This is a genomic window from Kribbella albertanoniae (assembly GCF_004348455.1).
Lineage (GTDB): Bacteria > Actinomycetota > Actinomycetes > Propionibacteriales > Kribbellaceae > Kribbella > Kribbella albertanoniae.
The window spans coordinates 1-1055 of record NZ_SMKA01000543.1; the positions used below are offsets into that span (position 1 = coordinate 1).

Genomic DNA, 1055 nt, shown 5'->3' on the forward strand with positions numbered 1-1055 from the left:
CCGAGCATCAAAGAAACCTTGTCGTCCCACGGCGAAAAACCCAAAACGAGACGAGTGCTCTTAGCCTTACCCATAACAACCTCCCCAGAGACTCAACGATGTCACGTAGGGAGTCTGTTCGGCTAGCTGACCGTGGTCGTCTTGCCGGCGCCGTTCGGGCCGATGAAACCGACCACCTCACCTTTGGCGATCGTGAAGGACACCTGGTCGAGCGCCTGCACCGTCTTGTACTCGCGGCGCACCAGCGACCCCAGCGCCGCCCGCAGCCCGCCCTTGCGCACGGGAGCTCGATAGGACATGGCGAGCTCATCTACTTCGACAACAGTCATCCCGCGACCGTAAGAACAAAACACCACACTTGATGTCTTATTTAGCTGGCATAGTTCTTCGCATGCGCGCCGAGCGGCTCCTTCGCCTCCTGCTCCAGCTGCAGACGCGCGGCCGTTGCACGGTCGCCGAGCTGGCCGCTGCCCTCGAGGTGTCGCACCGCACGGTCCAGCGCGACCTCGACGCCCTCAGCCTGGCCGGCGTCCCCGTCTACTCCACCCGCGGCCGCGGCGGCGGCTGGTCCCTGCTCCCCGACTACCGCAGCCGCCTCACCGGCCTCACGCCGTCCGAAGTCATGTCCGTCTTCGTCGGCGCCACCGCCCACGTCCTCGCCGACCTGGGCCTTGACGCCTCCTCCGACCAAGCCGTCCTGAAGCTCATCGCCACCCTCCCCGACGCCTCCCGCCGCGACGCCGAGTACGCCCGCCAGCGCCTCCTCATCGACCACGCCGGCTGGGACGACCACCGCGAGACGCCGCGCTGGCTGGACCTCTGCCGCCAAGCCGTCTGGGAAGAACGCACCCTGGAAATCACCTACGCCGACGGCACGACGCCCTTCCCCATCGCCCCACTCGGCCTGGTCGCCAAAACCCGCACCTGGTACGTCGTTGCCGCCCGCCCCGCCGGCCACCTCCGCACCTACCGCCTAGGCCGCCTGACCTCAGCCACCTTGTCCGGGGCGACCTTCACCCGCCCACCCGACTTCGACCTCGCCACCTACTGGCACC

The 1055-nt window shown here is 67.6% G+C and carries 2 protein-coding genes; one reads left to right on the forward strand and one right to left on the reverse strand.

The features are described 5' to 3' along the window. Positions 1-122: 122 nt before the first annotated feature. Positions 123-329: an ATP-binding cassette domain-containing protein gene (locus E1261_RS44895; protein WP_272948655.1), complete on the reverse strand. Its 207-nt coding sequence runs from the start codon at positions 327-329 to the stop codon at positions 123-125. A gap of 62 nt (positions 330-391) precedes the next feature. Between E1261_RS44895 and E1261_RS44900 the strand changes: the two genes are divergently transcribed. Next, positions 392-1055 (forward strand): helix-turn-helix transcriptional regulator (locus E1261_RS44900; protein ID WP_165952883.1); only part of this gene is annotated, 664 nt, incomplete at its 3' end.